This is a genomic window from Paenibacillus sp. Mc5Re-14 (assembly GCF_001049835.1).
Lineage (GTDB): Bacteria > Bacillota > Bacilli > Paenibacillales > Paenibacillaceae > Paenibacillus > Paenibacillus polymyxa_C.
Genome location: NZ_CVPD01000001.1, coordinates 5398556 through 5414593 on the forward strand (window position 1 = coordinate 5398556; position 16038 = coordinate 5414593).

Consider the following 16038-nt stretch of genomic DNA (forward strand, 5'->3'; position numbering starts at 1 on the left):
ATTATCTTATGCGGGAGGTCATCGCTTCTTGAAATTTGAACTAGGACGTTGCTTACTGAGTGAACGATTGATGGAATCTGGAAAGTCAGCAGAATGGCTGGCAAAAGACTTGCTTTTTAAACCGGAACGAGTTTACGACTTTATTGAAAACAAGAGAGTGATGCCACTCAAAATTGCCATATCAATCGCCGATTCCATCGGTTGTGATGTTCGTACATTGTATGAATTAATTCCGAATGATAATGAAGTAAAGGGAATTAATGGAATAAGTGGCAGGTTCCATTAAGACAACAAATGTGATCCATTAAACTATAACGGCAAACGCTAAATTAATAAAAAAAAGGAGCTGATCAACGTGATCGGCTCCTTTTTTAACGGGCAGAATTTCCTTAGAAAGTGAGTGAATAAATTCCATTATTATAATCAGAACCTTTTTTTCATTATCGAGAACACGAATTACGCACACCTTCTTATATTTTTTTGCAAATCAATTTTCGAATGATTCAGACCTAGTCATATAAGATAGTTGACAGTTTGTCATGCGGTATATGTGACAGGCCCAAGTACGATGTCATCAAAGCTTGGCGGTTTTATCACTGTTCAATTTAACAATATCGGAGGTAAGGTGAGGGGGTAAAGCAGAACAACATTCTAAAATAATGGAGCGATTGCGTTATGAAATCATTCACCATTCGAAAAGGAGTGAAATATGGCAGATTTTCAATACCATTCCGACCTATTTGCCACTCTGATACTTACCTCATCAAAGTTTAAGTGTTTCTTATTGGCTTACTATTTTTGGTCGCACTTATATATGAAAACTTGAGCGAGCAGCGATGTGGATCAAATTGTGTGACGGACCCCCAACCCGAAACAAAAATTAACTTTTTTTTAAGAATCTCTTTACGTTTAATTAAGATTTGTTTTTCATACTTAATCATGTACAGTAGGCAACCGGATGTATCCGGCCCTGCCAGTACTTCAGCCCGTATGCTCTCTTGGTTAAATCCTCTATCATTAAGTTAACAGAGATAAGGAATTCACATAGAAATATTATTTCAGTTTGACAATTTCAATGGAATTTGTCGATTAAAATAAGAATGAGGGATGGTTGGATCAATGTTGCTTCGTTTACGCAAATCTTCAATGCAGGCAGTCTGGATGGTGTGGGAAAGAGGGTTCGATTGGATTTCACGCTTTCGCGGATCGCATACATCGCACTTTGGAATTTGCAAAGTCATGATTAAGAAACACCGAGGGGAGAGCATCGTCTGTGCGGACTCCACCATCATCGATAGAGGCGATCTGGTCGGAGAACTCCATCTCAATAATGAAAAGATTCTGATGCTGATCAAATCCGAAGACTCAGACCGCGCGGCGCTCATGACGGCCCGGCTTACACGGAAATCCATGCAGCAGATCAGCGAGGCATTCGCAAGTCAGCCGGAGTTCAGAGAGGTGAAGGCGTTAGTCGCCATTACGCTGCTTCATCGTGGTTTGATACATGGTCTTGGTTTCGAACAACAGCCGATGAAGTCCGATCTGTTTCAACGCATTACAACGGCTTATCTACGATTGTTGTTATCCGTCATGCACCCTGAAGGCAAGAAGCGGATTGGCCGCAAGACCGAACAATTGATACCGATGATGCTGATTCACTCCCGCAGCTCGCTGAGGAACCGATTTATGACGATGAAGAGACAGTCCGTTTCAAAGGAGTTATGTCTACCCAAATCAAGATCCAATTAATTAAAAACAAAAGAAACTAGGAGCGTGGTGGGTAAGTTCCTGGAGGCGGTATGGAGTTGAAACACAGCGACTGGAAACCCATACCACCCAAAGGTAACCTATTTTTCATCATGCTCTGTAACAAAGGCGGGAAGGCATTCATGGATGAAATTATGGAATTTTTACAGAACTTCGGAGCGACGGGACTTTTTATTCACGCTATGCTCGATGCGATTATCTTCCCTATCCCGGCGTTCTTCCTGCAGCTTTCTTTAAGCGCGATGCAACCGGAGTCGGCTTTATGGCTCGCTACGGTTGGCTTTGCCGGAAGCCTGCTTGGGACACCGATCGGTTATGGGATCGGCAAGCTGTCGGGAAAGCATGTTTTAGGCAGTGTAATGAAGAAAAAATGGCTGGATTCGGCAAGCGACTTATTTGCCCGCCGTGGCGAGGCCGCAATCCTCATCGGATCGTTCACTCCGATCCCGTTTAAGATATTTACGATTTTATCCGGATGCATGAATTATACGTTATGGAAGCTGCTCAGCTATGCGGCCATTGGCCGGGCGGTGAAGTTTTATGTAGTCGGTTTTCTCTTCTATATATATGGCCGCGCGGCAGAGAATATGGTGAACCAAGTTCTCACGATTATGCTGGTGGGCGTTGGTATAGCGATTGCGGCAATATGGTTCTTAATACGGAAGCTGTCTGAGCGGAGGAAGATAAGGGTGGAACATCAATCTATGAAAAAAAAAGGGAATGGAGGCGGAAAGAAGGATGCAGTGGATAAGGCAAATTGATCAAACGATGTTCTTCTGGTGCAACCATCGGCTGAGTAGTCGGGTCTTGGACCGATTGTTCGGATGGATTACCCATTTGGGCGGAGCTTTATTTACCATCATTTGCGCAGTATCCTTGGCATGGTTCGCCGAGGGGGAGTTCAGCAGAATCGGGCTGCAAAGCTTGATCGCACTGGCCGTTAGCCATATCGTTGCTGTTCTGATCAAGAGAAAGGTGCGCAGAGACCGGCCTTTCCGCAAGCTGGAGCAGGTAAAGGTAGGCAAATTCCCGTTGAAAGATTATTCCTTCCCATCCGGCCATACAACCGCTATTTTCGCCCTGGTTACACCTTTTATGTTGGCCTCATCGCCGGCAATTATGCTTGTCTTGATTGGTCTGGCCTTGTTGGTGGCCATATCCCGGGTTTACTGGGGCTATCACTATCCAATCGATTGTGTGGCTGGTGGGATGGTCGGATTCCTAACGGCGGTGCTGGTTATTTTGTTCATACATAGTTAAATTTCACGAAGGAGGCGATTGTTGATGAATAACATAAAACGGGAAAAGCTGCTGATTTTGTCCGGCGCGCTCGGGGATGGACATATGCAGGCGGCCAAGGCGATTTTGGAGGCATCGGTGTTGTACAAACAGGGAGTAGAGGTGGTCGACTTTATGCAATGGATCCATCCCCGCATGCATGTGGTTGAACGGTATTGCTTCCTGCAATGGGTGAAGCATTTTCCCTCCTCATACGGATATATGTATCAGAAGACCCGGACGGACAGTACACTTACTTTCTTCCTGAAGCATTTTCTCACAACCAGCCTACAGCGGCTGCTCAAACTTCTGAATGAGGAACAGCCGACGTTGATTGTCAGTACGTTCCCGCTGGCATCAGCCGCCATTTCCTTGCTTAAGGAAAAAGGGATGACGGATCTGCCTGCGGCAACAGTCATTACTGACCATTCCGATCACAGTTATTGGATACATCCGTTTACGGATCTGTATCTGGTCGGCTCCGAAGGTGTGCGTGCAGCTCTGCAGAGAAAAGGCGTTGCTGACCACAAAATTGCTGTAACGGGCATCCCTGTTCGCCCATTCTACAGTCAGACCGACAATAAAGACCGGCTGCGCGAGAAGCTGGCCTTGCCTCTTGACGCCTTTGTCGTGCTGGTGATGGGGGGCGGTTGCGGGATTATCGATAAATCCTTCATAGAGCAAATGCAATCTGACTCTTTTCCCCCTAACGTGCAATTTGTGATCGTATGCGGACGCAATGTGAAGCTGCTGAACCGTTTGCATGAAGCGCTGGGAGACAGGGATAACGTCATGCTGACAGGCTTCCTGGAGGGAATCCATGAATGGATGGCGTCCGCAGACGTATTGGTTACCAAGCCGGGCGGACTGACGACCTCCGAAGCGCTGGCGCTTCAGCTTCCCATGCTGCTGCTGGAGCCACGAATGGGGCAGGAAAAGGATAATGCTAGTTATTTGATTCAAGCGGGAGTAGCGTATCTATGTCAGAATGACAATTTGGAGGATCAGCTTCAGCGGCTGGTTCAACAGCCTTCCCTATTGGAAGAAATGAGGGAGAATGCAGGGCTGTGCAGACAGCAGGATTCCGCCAGACATGCGGTCATGCAAATTCTGAGCATGCAGAACGATACCCAGGAAGAAAAATGGGTTTGCTCCTTGCAGCAATATGCTTAAGCTTAATTTTCACTAAGGGGGATAAAGACGTTGCTTGTTAAATATTTGTTGATTGGGCTCATAGGCTTCATCAGTCTGTATATGCTAATTCCCAGTTTTCTGCCAAGAATAGTCAGATTGGGAGCCTTTCGTAAGGGAACGACCAAGAACCAGGTAGCGTTCACATTCGACGATGGGCCGCATCCGAGGTATACACCGGAATTATTGGATTTATTGCAGGATTATCAAGTGAAGGCCACATTCTTCGTGCTTGGCTCGCAGGCGGAACTGCACCCGGATCTAATCAGAAGAATGGATCGTGAAGGTCATCAGATTGGAATCCACAATTACGCTCACACCTCCAATTGGCTGATGCTTCCCTGGACGGTGCGGCGTGATCATATGAAACGGACCGCAGATATTATTGAATCTATAATTGGAAAAAGGCCGAATCACTATCGTCCGCCATGGGGGCTCATGAACGCTTTCGATTTCTTTCATCCCAAATCGTACCGCATCGTACTCTGGTCCTTGAAGGCGGGGGATTGGCGCAGCAGGAGCTGCCGCAAGAAGCTGAAGGCAACGCTGCTGAACGGAATTACGGACGGATCTGTTATTTTACTGCATGACAGCGGAGATACGCCGGGAGCGGACCGTCACGCGCCATATTTTATGCTTCAGGCTCTGGAGGAAGTACTACATCAATTACAGGGACGCAACTTGCAATTCGTTCGTCTGGATGAAATGGCTTGACAAGTGAAATGAGGTGACAATAGTGGGACAGGAACCACAAATTTTAATTTTAACGGCCGATTACGGAGAAGGTCATCATCAGGTGTCCAAGGTGTTGCAGCAAAGCTTGATTCGCAATGGTTATAGCCAGGTGGCGGTTGTCGACTTGTTCCGGGAAGCTTATCCTGTGCTGAACAAAATAATCCGCTTTCTATACCGGCAAAGCCCGCATGCAGCCAGCCTAGGCATTCCCTATTACGGATGGATCTACCATCTGACCAACCGGCTTCCCATGAAGGGAAAGATTGCGGCCTGGATGAACAGTCTTGGCGGCGACAGGCTCAAGAAAATCATCTTCCAGTACCAGCCGGAAGTCATCATTTATACATTCCCATTCGGCAGCTTGCCAAGCAGCGAGGCATTATCTGCGATCCGTCCCCGGACTGCTGTTGTCATAACAGACTTTGACGTTCACCGAAGATGGCTGTTCGCCAAGCCGGATCACTATTTTGTCCCTGCCAGCGACGTCAAAGAGGCCATGGTCAGGCAGGGCGTCCCCGAGAGTCGTATTACCGTGACCGGAATTCCGGTCAGGGAGTCATTTTATGATGCGGCAATGATCGGTTCCAGCTCCGTTAAAGAGGCAGATGAGCATGTGATTCTGCTTATGGCCAACGTCTGCGGCACATTACAATCGCTATCGAGGCTCATCGGGAAGCTGCTACTCTTGTCAGGCGTCCGCATTCAAGTGATTTGCGGCCGGCAGAAAAGATGGAGACGGAGACTTGCGGAGAGCTGGGCGGATGATGCAAGAGTGGATGTATTCGGCTTCACCTATCAATTGCATGTTTTGATGAGCAGTGCCTGCTGCGTCATCACGAAAGCGGGAGGCGTTACACTATCCGAGACGATTCAGGCCGGGGTTCCGATTTTCATCCTAAATCCGTTTCTGGGGCAGGAGAAGGAGAATGCCTTGTATTTGCAGCGCAAAGGAGCGGCAGCCGTGGCCTTTACGATTCATGATCTGGTGTTGCAGATACAAGCGATGATCTCCTCTGAGCCGATCAAGCAGTCAATGATGAACGGGCTGCTCGCAGCAAGGCAGAAAACGTCTGCGGACCATATTGTTCGGCATTTGTTTCCTGAGGCAAGCCCCTTAAGAAGGGGTGGAATATGATGAGCGGGAGGAGCGCGTTCAAGCTTTCTACTCTGATGCTGTTCACGGTGCTTTTTTGCACAGAGTTTGTCCGAAGCGCTTTCTTGTTCTCGTTCCTGCCGAACTTTGCCGTCAACGAATCGGGGCAAACCGTTGCTTTGGTCGGTCTTGCCGTCTCGCTTCATTATACAGCCGATACGCTGATTAAATGTGTGGCTGGATATTTGCTGGACAGGTTTTCGCTGCGCTGGCTGCTGCCCGCCACTTTCGTCCTGATGCTGTCCGGACTAGCCGCTGTGTTCTTTAGTCCATATGCCTGGGGGCTCGTTGCCGGTTCCGTGATGCTTGGGATGGGGGCGTCGCCTATATGGCTCATTTGTCTGGAGAAAATCCGGCTGACGGAGCGGGCAGCCCAGATTGGGGCGATATACACCGTGTGGCTGGCCTGCATCGGTCTGGGGCCGATCACAATCAATCTCACCTTCGATTATGGCTTCGTACCTGCCTTCCGGCTGATGGCTGCGCTGCTCGCCGTCGGCTGCATTGCATCGTTCGGGATTAACAGAACAACCCCCTTGCATCTCCAGAACGTCAGCTTTGCCGAACAAGCGACAAGACTGCGAAGAAGACTCGTTCAGCTGAAATGGCTACTGCCAGGCATGGTTCTGCAGATGACCGCCGCGGGACTGCTGCTGCCGATACTGCCCGGTTTTGCCGCTGACCATCTCGGTCTGAGCCAGCCGCAATATTCGATAATGCTCATATTCGGCGGGGCCGGTGCGATGCTGTTTCTGGTCCCGATGGGGAAGCTGGCCGATCGATGGGGGCACAAGCAAATGCTGTTCGCCGGTTTCGTATCGCTTACGGTCATATTGGCTCTGTTAATCATATCCATGCCGCCGCCTGCATTAACGATGCTGTTTGCCTTTATGCTGGGATTGTCTTACTCAGCCGTGCTTCCGGCCTGGAATGCGGTGCTGTCGTACCTTGTTCCGGAGGATCAGAAGGGGACCGGGTGGGGAGTACTCTCAGGGATTGAAGGGCTCGGTATTATGATTGGTCCGGTCATCGGGGGATGGATAGCCAGCCAGTATACGAATGAAGCAGCCATTAGCATCAGCGCTGCTTTACTGGCTGTTCTTGCACTTTTTTATTTAATTTTGCCGCAAAACAAGCTTGTCTCGGCTCGCGGGACATTGCAGCACAAGAGGGAGAATGCTCATGGACCTGATCGGGTTAGTTGAACAATTGTTTCACGAATATGGATACCTGGTCTTGCTCATCGGCTTGCAGCTAACTTCATCGCGCTCCCCATTCCGCCGAGCAACAACACTTTGACCTATATCGGTTTCTTAGCCTCTAAAGATGTGCTTCATGGGCTGCTGGCTTTTCTCAAGCAGGACTCCTACGATTGCAATCAAAAAAGAAAGTACACTAGTTTATCCTTGCTAACTAAATTGTATGAGCTCTATCAAATAACATAGTTAGAACAACAACTCATTCTGGGCATGTTTCTTTGCCTATCGGTAAAGGTTGTCGTCCTAACACCTTTTGTACTAGAGATCCTTATCTTAACAAGCACGTCATATAAGACAGTTGATAGTTTGTCATGCGGTATATGTGACAGGTCCAAGTACGATGTCATCAAAAGTTTGGCGGTTTTATCACTGTTCTATTTAACAATATCGGAGGTAAGATGAGGGGGGAAAGCAGAACAACATTCTAAAATAATAGGAGCGATTGCGTTATGAAATCATTCACCATTCGAAAAGGAGTAGCACTTCTGACGGGCAATCATTCTGGGGACATGCCGGCCGTACTTTCGGATTTGAATCAAGAGCCTTCGGATCTTTAGGCGGGCAGCGTATTTTGCTAACGTGCATCAACTCGGTAGCCCCGGAAGTGGAGCCGGCTCACAATAAAATAATCGATAAGGAGTTTGGCCGTTAAGTTTAAAGCCGACATCGCGCCCTTTATTTGAGGGCGAATGTCGGTTTCTGCTATAATTAACCGTCGTTTTATGCAATCGAGGCACGTATGTCCGCATTCAGAAGAAAACGATTTCAAAATAGATAAGATGTACTAGGGACATAACGACGGCGTATTTTATATTCGGTCGGTGAGCTCTACTATCAAAATTCTGTAACTTGACTTTTAAAAACCACAAATATAATAACTGAAATATTACATTTGTAATACATGTGGAAATGAGAAGAGAGGAGGACATCGGGTATAACCTGCTGGCAGGGGTACAAACAGGCGATATATTTTTAAGGGGAGAAGGTTAAATCTTGAAAAAATACGTATTAAATACAAATGGAATAGCTTTATTTGCGATGACACTCTTTCTTGTGCTGCTCGTTGGCTGTACAAAACAGGGGGCTTCAACTCCGCCGACTGAAAAGGAGCCGCCAAACTCAAACGCAGCGAATGTGGTTTTTAAACAGCTTGAAATCAAGTTTGACGCGCGGCTGGGCGTATATGTTATTGATACGGGAACAGGGAAAGAGGTTGCCTATCGGGCCGATGAACGTTTTGCCTATGCATCCACTTACAAGGCACTGGCAGCAGGCGCGGTCCTGCAGCAGAAGTCTAACGATGAACTGGGCAAAGTCATTAAGTTTGCCAAGGATGATCTGGTCACGTATTCACCGATTACGGAAAAGCATGTGGATACCGGGATGAATCTCAAGGAAATCAGTGATGCGGCTATTCGTTATAGTGACAATACGGCAGGAAATTTGCTGCTAAAGGCGCTCGGCGGGCCCGAAGGGTTCGAAAAAGCGATGAGAGACAACGGTGACACTGTGGTTATGGCCAACCGTTATGAGACAGAGTTGAACGAAGCGATTCCTGGGGACCACCGTGATACGAGTACACCCAACGCCCTTGCCAACAGCTTAAAAGTGCTGACGTTTGACGATTCTATGCCTAATGACAAACAAGAACTGCTTATCGGCTGGTTAAAGGAAAATACTACCGGTGACGAACTAATTCGGGCGGCTGTGCCAGAGGGCTGGGTAGTTGGTGACAAGACAGGCGCAGGAAGCTATGGCACACGCAACGATGTTGCCATCGTATGGCCTCCGGACAGGGAGCCGATCATTATTGCTGTAATGTCCAGCCGTGATACCAAAGATGCAGAGTATAACAATGCCCTAATCGCTGAGGCAGCCAAGGCGGCCTTTAAGGCTCTGGAGTAAGCGTAGCAGAGCTGCTGGGTAAGTCGATAGGGCTATTTAAAGCAAGCACAAAAGGTCGAGACAAGGGGAAACATGCTCCTGTTCTCGACCTGTTTGCCAAACAGGGAATCGTAAGAATTCCTCTGGATTAGAGTATTCCCCTATGACCATATAAGTACGTGTTCCAAAAGTACCCCCTAATTAGTGCGAGTTCAAAAAAGCTTATAGAATCTCTACAAACTCATTTCAGTGTAGAACCCCAGTCATACGGATCACTGTGGTCAGTGTAAATACCCTTCACCACACGATAGGCAAGCTTGGGTTTGCGATATTCGTTAACCAGCCCCTTGTTATTGAAGGAGCGTGCCGGTCTCTGAAGTGCGGTTGATGGCTCAGAAGTTGGCCCCGTGTATCTGCAAATTGCCAAACGTAAGTGCCACTAATCTTCGGGTCGCTTCGGAAGAGCTTCAGCGACTTGCCGAGCAAATCAGCTTGATAATCCTCGCTGAATAAGCGCGGTTCCCAGCCAGAATCTCCATATACACCGGATCCACCAAATTCGGTCATGAGCACCGGGGTATACTCGGCTCCATATTCATTGCAACGCTCATGAAAGACTTTAAGCATCTCCTCAAACTCGACATGTCCGAAGTACCATCCACCATAATAGTTAATCCCGATGACATCGAATAGTCCAAGACAGATGTCTGTCATAGGGTACATCGTGGCAAAAGCAACCAGTCTGGATTGATCCTTTTTTCGAACGAGCTCGGTCAATTTGACAGATAGAACATAAGCCTGCTGAGAGCGTGTATCAATCTCGTTGTGTACAGACCAGAACAGGATTGAAGGATGGTGAAAATCTCGCTCGATCATCTCATCCATCATGGTCAATGCTCGTTGCACGAAGAGGGGATCATCTGTCTCCTTGGCGGGAAAAGCAGCGCCCCAAATCGGAATTTCGCTCCAGAAGAGGATACCTTGCTCATCAAGCAGGTCGAGCCAGTACTCACTCTGCGGATAATGTGACCCGCGTACCGTGTTGCATCCCATCTGACGGATAATATCCAGTTCTTTGGTCATCAATTTGTTGGGAAAAGCGAAACCCCATTCGGGGTGTTCTTCGTGACGGTTAACACCCTGCAGGTAAAGTTCCTTGCCATTTAGCAGAATCTTCTTGTCCCGCGTCTCTACGGTACGGAACCCAATGCGATCTGTCAGATCGTCCTGACCCACGACTGCTCGAATCATGTATAGGGCAGGATCTTCCTGATTCCAACGCTGGAGGTCTGACCATTCTTGTTCCAGCACAAGTTCCGTGCTACCCTTAGCTGGAAGGTAAGCGTTTTGATTTTTAAATATCTCATTATTCCGATAGAGAGAAACAGGGACATCAACGGGTTTATCTGACATCGAGCGGAGCTTGAGCACGATTCGGGTATCTGCACTGGAATCTCCGGTCATCTCATAGGTAATGCGCATTCCCTCAATCCATACATCTCTACGATATGATAGGGTAAGGTGTTGGTCCCCAGAGTGCTGTCTGTGCGGACAATGAGTTCGTGTACACCAGAGGTAACATCCTGAATAGTAAAGTCAAAAGGAGTGAATCCACCATAATGGTACCCTAAATGCTGTCCATTCCAATATACATCGGCATGTCCCATGACAGCGTGGAACAGTAGACGCAGATGGCTGGGATTGTCAAGGGTTACCCATGTCCGGTACCACGCAACACCTTCGTATTCGTATTTGCCGAGCTCGTTATTCCAACAGCCTGGCACAGGCACACGATCATGATTGGAAGGGAAATTCATATTCCACTCTTCAGATAATCCAACATTATTCTTGTCAAAAACGAAATCCCATAATCCATCAAGCTGTTGGGATTCCCTAAGTCGATGCTGCTGAAACGTTCGAATCATATTCATCATCTCCAGTATATTTTTGCAATAGAACATCATGGATGGCCTGTATGTTGGGAGTGTAGCATTGGTACCAAGCCAGCGACAATGGCAAAAACAATCTTCATCATTTGTCATAAATGATACTATTAAGGAAAGGAGGAATTTATATGGACTACGCCTTGGGAAATATGGTAGTGCATATCCATTGGGTAATCGCTAAGCCCTTGCCAGGCTGGGAAGATATACGGCAGACGGTATCAGGACATACCTTTTATTACATTTACAGTGGGAAGGGAACCTTTCGTTGTGAGGAGAGTGATCTAGAGGTTAGCGGGGGAACATTGGTATACCTATGGCCTGGTCTGCCTCTTTACATGAAATCGTCTGATGCACATCCACTCCGAATGACGATGATACTGTTTGATTGCGCTTCGCTCATAAAAAATGAGAACGAATGGGATACGCCAAAGTCGATTGAGCGGCTGCGGCTTCCATTTATTATGCCTCTACAGAGTGAGCGTGCGGGCCGGATTGGGGAACAATTCCGGGAAGCGGAAAGGGAATGGGTACCTGGAGATCTTGTGCGAGAGACCAGAGTAAAGTCAGTCTGGTATCGTTTGGTACAAGAGGTACACGAGGCAGCGGAAGCAGGAGGGAGGCACAACGATGGGGACGGAATAGTAGAGGCTCTTCGTAAATTCAAGGAGAAGTTAGATACGGCATTTGCTACCGAGTTGCGGATTACCGAAGTGATTCCGTCACAGATATCGCGAGAGCCTGTGGCTATTCTGACGTATACCAGTTCAGTAAAACGTTCAAAAAGCGCAATGGTCTCTCTCCGATCGAGTACCGAAGAATGCAAGGAAATTGATACCAAGGGTGATATCATCAGATTTGCGTTTGAATTTGATTCCCAACAATGTACTTAAAAGAGGACAAAGCCTAATAGGGGATTTAAGGCTTCTAGACAACTGTACAACGCAAATCAACATTATTTCTCCTTTCATAGGGAGAAACACGGCATAAGTCTCTCTGCGGTTTTAGAAAGCGATGAGGAGCTTGAGTGCAACATCATAACCCGCTTCTATCGGGAGGATTTTATACAAGGCGCAAGCAACATTGATGGCTTAGATAGATTGTTAAGTGCTGGTGCCAACATATATGCGCTGCAGGACCTACACTCAAAGCTATATATATTCGATGGGACTTCGGTTATTACCAGATCTGCTAACTTTACGTTTAATGGTTTCTATAAGAACCATGAATTTGGTATGTAAGGAGAATGAACCGGTTTTTGCTAATGAATGTTCCGATTACTTCATCAAACACCTTGAATCAAGGTGTTTGATGAAGAACTGGTTCTGATTGCGGAACCCGGCTTGCATCAGATGCCCGAAGTATTAGGAAAACCGATGTTGTTCTTTGAGATCGGGTGTACACACAGAATTCAAGCTGAAGCTTTTCTACATAGCCGTGGTGTCCATACGCTCAATGTAATGGAATTTGGTACACTGAACACGATCCTAAGTGGTGTATCTGCCGGAATAGGGGTATCTTTACTCCCGCGATCTTCGGTTGTTCAAGCCGTATTAAGAGGAGAGGTTTCAGTGATATCTTTACCAGAGCCATACTGCAGGTTGGAAGTGGGACTTGTACATGCCCAAAGTGAACATCTATCGGCCGCATTACGTGGCTTGCTGGAGATGATGACAACCAGGAATAACGAAGGCTAAAAATTCTATTTCATAAAACTCTATCGGGGTTGTATTGTTATTAACAGTGAGGGACGAACTCGAATTCGTTAGATCGAGGGCCTAATCAATAATATTTTACATCGGTACAATGATGGCAGGCTTTATCTCACCTATAAAAGGAGGATGTTTCATGGAATCAGCGGCATTAAAACCAATTCGGACTCTTTTGAATCAGGCATATCAGACCGTAATGGGGAAGAGCTGTACGCGGGAATCGGAGCAGGCGATCGTTGATTTTGAGAAAAAGCACAACGTTATTCTTCCCGAGTCGTACCGGGACCTTTTGCTGTACTACGGTGCCTGCCACTTCGGTGATCCTGCGCTCTATTCCGTACAGGAATTGGACTGGGCATACCCTGCATTTGTGGAAGCGTATGATGAGTATAAGAAAGAGTACGACCTGCCTGAAGACCTGAATCCGTTCCCAATTGGCGGTTTTGGAGAAGGAAGCATTGCTGTTCTGGAACGGAATTCGGGTAAAGTTCTGATGCTTATCCACGACTATGCAGGAGACTATCCATTTCAGGAGGTAGCGCCTCACTTTAACGGATTGATGGAGATGCTGGCCGGTTCTGCGATCTGGGTTCAGGAACAGATGAAATAGTCAGACTAGGTGACAGATTGCTCTTGAATGTATTTGCTATATAGGGCAGGCGTGATCTCTTCGAATTTTTTGAAAATTTTGATAAAGTACCCTGATTCGTTAAAACCCAGCTCATCACTGATCTGTGAGATCGGCATGTTGGTAACCTCCAGCAATTGCTTGGCCCACTTGATTTTGAGCTTGGCCAGATAGGTTGTGAAATTCTCCCCGGTTTCCTTGGCAAATAGTCTGCTGAAATAGCTTGGACTAAGGTGGCATAGACCTGCCATGTGTTTCAATGTCACCAGCTCACTCTTGTGACTGTGAATATATTCAAAAACAGGCTGTAACGCAGGGCTGGTACATGCATTATCGCTTGGGCTGTTTTTGAGATAGGCATCCGCAATCGCATTGGTCATTTCCTTTTTGATGGATTCAATATTGCGAATGGAGTACCCAGGCAAAATCGTGGATAGATTAACGGACTCCTGGGATGTTTGCGTACATTTTGGCAGAGCCAATGGGATCCCGCGAAGGATATACTCCGTCTGCTGTAGGTACGAATGCAGCACTGGCGCTGGCAAAATTGTGTTATGAAATGCTGCTGACTGACGGAGCGAAAGCAAAAGTAGCCAGCGACAGCAAGAAAGGGAACTTTAAAAAAAACAAAAATATACAATAAACCTCTCAAAGACCGGACTCCTTAACATTTCCAAGTTAGTCCATTTTCGCATCATGTTCACTCGCGCTCGTTGTATGGGTGGGGAATGTTATCAAGTTCTTGTCATTATGTTATCAAGTTATTGTCATCCGACAACAATTGTTGAGAAGAAGTTTTATCTCAGCAACTCATGTAATACATATGTACAAAATACGGGTTTTGTGAATATGTATAAGGGAAACCTCGTAATTCATTTAAATTATAGAGATAACTGTCCAGTGACACAAAGCTTACCTCTTTTTTGACACAAAGTTTGCCCCTTTTGAATTAATGACACAAAGTTTATCCCCTTTTCTTACAAGTTGTCGGCCGGAACTAGGTCGATATAGAGAAATTTTGCGCTATTATATCTTGTAAGGGTAAACTTTGTGTCATTTTCCCTGCAAGGGATAAACTTTGTGTCATTCTCCCCGCAAGGGATAAACTTTGTGTCACAAATTAATGAGTGAAAAATTATCGTTATTAGTAGTTTCAAGATCACCTTAGATTTGAATTATACATCACTTATCCATATTATTAACCGCGTTTCGCATTTCTTCATCTGTTAAATGTGTATAGATCATGGTCGTTTGTATTGAAGAATGTCCTAACTGATTTTTTAATCTGGGTACATCATTATTCTCCAGATGATATCGCGTCGCAAATGAATGTCTCAGAGAATGCACGGTTAAAGCTGGTTTTCCAAAAGCAGAAGCATACTTTTCGATCAGTTTTTCAATGGATCTCTGCGTTAAACGTCGGCTTTTTCCTTTGCGACCAACAGGAGCTGCAATAAACAAAAAGCTTTCGTTTCTTTGTGGAACATATCTGGATTCTCTGATCTGAAGGTAATTTTCTAAATCCAGTAAAGCTTGCTTGCTGAAATACACATATTGTTCTTTATTGCCTTTTCGTATAACACGAACTAAAGCTTTATTCATATCCAGATCTTCAACATTAATGCCTGCAATCTCAGAGAGCCTAAGACCAGATCCTAAAATGAGGGAAACAATGGCTGTATCCCGTTCACGATTAAATTGATGGAAATTGAAAATACGTTTATTCTCTTTATTGATTTCTCCGAAATCATGGGCTATAAATAGCCTAAACGATTCAAAAGCGTCTTCTCTGAGAATCTTCCCGTCAATACGATTGGCAATGGTCTCTTGGCTTTCTTTAACAACATTTAAATCCATTTTGGCCATAACATTGCGCTGGATATATGGCTTTAAGTCACTTGTTTCAGCCTTGTTCTGTAAGTAATCAAATAAGGATTTTAGTGAGGATAATTTACGGTTAATGGTTAGCTTAGTATTGCCGAGTTGATACTCCAAAAAAGATAGGAAATTCTCCACTTCACGAATCGTTAGTTTCTCTAAAGCAGCTAAATTAATGTTTTTACGGCTATCTTCAGTAAAGTTTTCTGCAACTAACCAATCAAAAAATATAATATAGTCATGGCAATAGTTCAGAAGCGTTGTGGGAGAAAGTTTTCGTTTTCTGCTATCAATAAATTCCGTAACAAACCACGGAAGATCAGACAATTTTTCATCGATTCGATTCATGTAATGCATTTTCATTTGTTTATCCATATATGTATAACCTCCGTAAATTATTATACTTCAGCTATAAATATTCGTCAAAATCATATTTTACGTAATTATATCACAACAAATCGTTAATAATCTTCTCCTTGGTCCGGGATAAGAACTTGCATCAATAAAGCCAAAAAGTCGCTATTTAGCGACTTTTAATGTGATCATGTTCTTGTACCTCGAGACCAAGCCAGTAATGTTAGCCACTACAATCCCTTCCCATTCCGCTGCC

General features: G+C 45.8%; 16 protein-coding genes and 4 pseudogenes. 16 read left to right on the top strand and 4 right to left on the bottom strand.

Going from position 1 to position 16038, the window contains the following annotated elements:
• Positions 1–28: 28 nt before the first annotated feature.
• The 10 genes and pseudogenes from BN1546_RS24410 to bla all read left to right on the top strand — a co-directional run bounded on the left by BN1546_RS24410 (position 29) and on the right by bla (position 9288).
• On the top strand, positions 29–286 hold the full coding sequence (locus tag BN1546_RS24410) for a hypothetical protein (protein WP_058830810.1): 258 nt from the start codon (positions 29–31) through the stop codon (positions 284–286).
• An 833-nt stretch (positions 287–1119) separates the two neighbouring features.
• Entirely contained in the window at positions 1120–1749 is a 630-nt protein-coding gene (locus BN1546_RS24415) for a YkoP family protein (RefSeq protein ID WP_013371304.1), read from the top strand.
• A gap of 152 nt (positions 1750–1901) precedes the next feature.
• Positions 1902–2528 carry a YqaA family protein gene (locus tag BN1546_RS24420; RefSeq protein WP_255305588.1) on the top strand — a complete coding sequence of 209 codons (627 nt, stop codon included), beginning with the start codon at positions 1902–1904 and terminating at the stop codon, positions 2526–2528.
• On the top strand, positions 2506–3027 hold the full coding sequence (locus tag BN1546_RS24425; RefSeq protein ID WP_090739024.1) for a phosphatase PAP2 family protein: 522 nt from the start codon (positions 2506–2508) through the stop codon (positions 3025–3027). Before BN1546_RS24420 ends, BN1546_RS24425 begins: the two co-directional genes overlap by 23 nt.
• 24 nt (positions 3028–3051) lie before the next feature.
• Positions 3052–4218 (top strand): MGDG synthase family glycosyltransferase, encoded by a 1167-nt coding sequence (locus BN1546_RS24430; RefSeq protein ID WP_090739025.1) that lies wholly within the window; start codon positions 3052–3054, stop codon positions 4216–4218.
• 30 nt (positions 4219–4248) lie between these two features.
• Positions 4249–4950: a polysaccharide deacetylase family protein gene (locus BN1546_RS24435; protein ID WP_013371300.1), complete on the top strand. Its 702-nt coding sequence runs from the start codon at positions 4249–4251 to the stop codon at positions 4948–4950.
• A gap of 22 nt (positions 4951–4972) precedes the next feature.
• On the top strand, positions 4973–6106 hold the full coding sequence (locus BN1546_RS24440; protein WP_090739026.1) for an MGDG synthase family glycosyltransferase: 1134 nt from the start codon (positions 4973–4975) through the stop codon (positions 6104–6106).
• 35 nt (positions 6107–6141) lie between these two features.
• Positions 6142–7329 (top strand): MFS transporter, encoded by a 1188-nt coding sequence (locus BN1546_RS24445; protein ID WP_255305589.1) that lies wholly within the window; start codon positions 6142–6144, stop codon positions 7327–7329.
• A 535-nt stretch (positions 7330–7864) separates the two neighbouring features.
• A pseudogene (locus BN1546_RS28080) lies at positions 7865–8035 on the top strand (peptide hydrolase); the annotation flags it as partial.
• Positions 8036–8376: 341 nt separating this feature from the next.
• Complete coding sequence (gene bla, locus BN1546_RS24455; protein WP_176702352.1) at positions 8377–9288, top strand: class A beta-lactamase; 912 nt, start codon at positions 8377–8379, stop codon at positions 9286–9288.
• A 276-nt stretch (positions 9289–9564) separates the two neighbouring features.
• On the opposite strand, the gene BN1546_RS24460 is transcribed toward bla, so the two are convergent.
• Complete coding sequence (locus BN1546_RS24460) at positions 9565–10749, bottom strand: glycoside hydrolase family 2 protein (RefSeq protein WP_255305531.1); 1185 nt, start codon at positions 10747–10749, stop codon at positions 9565–9567.
• On the bottom strand, positions 10728–11192 hold the full coding sequence (locus BN1546_RS28085) for a sugar-binding domain-containing protein (protein ID WP_255305532.1): 465 nt from the start codon (positions 11190–11192) through the stop codon (positions 10728–10730). The genes BN1546_RS24460 and BN1546_RS28085 overlap by 22 nt, the downstream gene beginning before the upstream one ends.
• Positions 11193–11362: 170 nt before the next feature.
• Between BN1546_RS28085 and BN1546_RS28090 the strand changes: the two are divergent.
• The 5 genes and pseudogenes from BN1546_RS28090 to BN1546_RS24485 all read left to right on the top strand — a co-directional run.
• Positions 11363–11572 (top strand): annotated as a pseudogene (locus BN1546_RS28090) (AraC family ligand binding domain-containing protein); the annotation flags it as partial.
• A gap of 368 nt (positions 11573–11940) precedes the next feature.
• The gene (locus tag BN1546_RS28095; RefSeq protein ID WP_255305590.1) at positions 11941–12045 is read left to right on the top strand and encodes an AraC family transcriptional regulator; all 105 of its coding nucleotides are present in this window, start codon (positions 11941–11943) and stop codon (positions 12043–12045) included.
• A gap of 229 nt (positions 12046–12274) precedes the next feature.
• Complete coding sequence (locus tag BN1546_RS28100) at positions 12275–12451, top strand: phospholipase D-like domain-containing protein (RefSeq protein ID WP_255305591.1); 177 nt, start codon at positions 12275–12277, stop codon at positions 12449–12451.
• 63 nt (positions 12452–12514) lie between these two features.
• Positions 12515–12907 (top strand): LysR substrate-binding domain-containing protein, encoded by a 393-nt coding sequence (locus BN1546_RS24480; protein WP_255305533.1) that lies wholly within the window; start codon positions 12515–12517, stop codon positions 12905–12907.
• Between the two features lie 151 nt (positions 12908–13058).
• The gene (locus BN1546_RS24485; RefSeq protein ID WP_090739029.1) at positions 13059–13532 is read left to right on the top strand and encodes an SMI1/KNR4 family protein; all 474 of its coding nucleotides are present in this window, start codon (positions 13059–13061) and stop codon (positions 13530–13532) included.
• A gap of 5 nt (positions 13533–13537) precedes the next feature.
• Here BN1546_RS24485 and BN1546_RS24490 read toward each other — a convergent pair.
• Positions 13538–14005, bottom strand: a pseudogene (locus BN1546_RS24490) (helix-turn-helix domain-containing protein); the annotation flags it as partial.
• 56 nt (positions 14006–14061) lie between these two features.
• On the opposite strand from BN1546_RS24490, the pseudogene BN1546_RS28565 reads away from it, so the two are divergent.
• Positions 14062–14151: pseudogene (locus BN1546_RS28565) on the top strand (glycerol dehydrogenase); the annotation flags it as partial.
• Between the two features lie 581 nt (positions 14152–14732).
• On the opposite strand, the gene xerS reads toward BN1546_RS28565, so the two are convergent.
• Positions 14733–15803: a tyrosine recombinase XerS gene (gene xerS / locus BN1546_RS24500; protein ID WP_090739031.1), complete on the bottom strand. Its 1071-nt coding sequence runs from the start codon at positions 15801–15803 to the stop codon at positions 14733–14735.
• Between the last annotated feature and the right edge of the window lie 235 nt (positions 15804–16038).

Excerpts from the sequence above, each read along its gene's own strand:
- BN1546_RS24460 (WP_255305531.1), bottom strand. The coding sequence starts at position 10,749 with ATGCGCATTACCTATGAGATGACCGGAGATTCCAGTGCAGATACCCGA.
- BN1546_RS24420 (WP_255305588.1), top strand. The coding sequence starts at position 1,902 with ATGGAATTTTTACAGAACTTCGGAGCGACGGGACTTTTTATTCACGCT.
- BN1546_RS24485 (WP_090739029.1), top strand. The coding sequence starts at position 13,059 with ATGGAATCAGCGGCATTAAAACCAATTCGGACTCTTTTGAATCAGGCA.
- BN1546_RS28085 (WP_255305532.1), bottom strand. The coding sequence starts at position 11,192 with ATGATTCGAACGTTTCAGCAGCATCGACTTAGGGAATCCCAACAGCTT.
- BN1546_RS24425 (WP_090739024.1), top strand. The coding sequence starts at position 2,506 with ATGCAGTGGATAAGGCAAATTGATCAAACGATGTTCTTCTGGTGCAAC.
- xerS (WP_090739031.1), bottom strand. The coding sequence starts at position 15,803 with ATGGATAAACAAATGAAAATGCATTACATGAATCGAATCGATGAAAAA.
- BN1546_RS24430 (WP_090739025.1), top strand. The coding sequence starts at position 3,052 with ATGAATAACATAAAACGGGAAAAGCTGCTGATTTTGTCCGGCGCGCTC.
- BN1546_RS24445 (WP_255305589.1), top strand. The coding sequence starts at position 6,142 with ATGCTGTTCACGGTGCTTTTTTGCACAGAGTTTGTCCGAAGCGCTTTC.
- BN1546_RS24415 (WP_013371304.1), top strand. The coding sequence starts at position 1,120 with ATGTTGCTTCGTTTACGCAAATCTTCAATGCAGGCAGTCTGGATGGTG.